This is a genomic window from Alteromonas sp. 4NH20-0056, assembly GCF_057539655.1.
This window is the reverse complement of sequence record NZ_BAAJLS010000029.1, coordinates 1-870: the sequence shown is the minus strand read 5'-3', so window position 1 is coordinate 870 and position 870 is coordinate 1. Positions and strand designations below refer to the sequence as shown.

General features: G+C 41.3%; 2 protein-coding genes. Both read right to left on the bottom strand.

The window, feature by feature from the left end:
* Positions 1 to 224: hypothetical protein (locus AC27EZ_RS18105; RefSeq protein ID WP_487136660.1), on the bottom strand; the 224-nt coding region annotated here is incomplete at its 3' end.
* A gap of 304 nt (positions 225 to 528) precedes the next feature.
* Positions 529 to 870, bottom strand: a 342-nt coding sequence (locus AC27EZ_RS18100; protein WP_487136659.1) for a hypothetical protein, incomplete at its 5' end; no start/stop codon positions are given.

The following is an 870-nucleotide window of genomic DNA, read 5'->3' as shown; positions in this document are numbered from 1 at the left end:
TTTAAGCTAAGGGGCGCAGATACGTGGGGCATAATGGCGAAGCCGCCCCGCGTATAGGCGTCCCAGCGACCGAAGGGAGTGAACTTGAGCGCTTTGTTAGAAGCAGAGCCTGTTCCCTTGGCCTTTTTAAAAACTAATAAAGTCAGCATACGATTGATTATTAACACAAACAAGTAAAACGACAGCGCTGTGATGTTTTTGATTTGACTGAAGCAAGCTGCCATTTGAGCTACCAAGTGCAATGGCGCTTGCTAAATTGAATTAAGAACTTGGCGATAAAGCGCCTATTGCGCAACCTTTGAAGTTAATGTGGCGAAGTTAAAACCACCAAAAGCCAGAGCGATTTTTGAAGCAGCAGGTGAGGGCGGTTGAACTGTTATTTGTATTAAGCGAAACGCAGTTTAGGCTGACGCCTTCTAACTTCCAAATATGGGGCGCAAACACGTGTGCAATAATGGCGAAGCCGCGCACGTGTTTGCGTCCCAGCGAGCGGCAGCGAGTGACATAATTTGTTTGTTAGGTTGCGGTCTATATACCAGAGTAAATGACTTCAACTTTATGAGCCTTATATCTTTGAGTGTTGTCAGTGTAGACTTTTATTAACACTGCACAATCATATAGAAAGTAGCGTACACAGTTATAATTTTTATCTTTAAGAGACGCATCAAATAGCCCTAAGTCACTATCGTAGTGATAGCCAATGTGTAGCTTATTTAAAGAAATTTCTATTTTTTCTAGTGAGTCACCAACCTTTAAAGCGCTACTCAGTTCTTTATCAATTTCTGAGGCAGTTATACCTCCAATATTTTTTTGGCAATAGCTTAGTAAAAATATTATTGGTACCAAGAAAACCAGAAATTTCTTCATAGC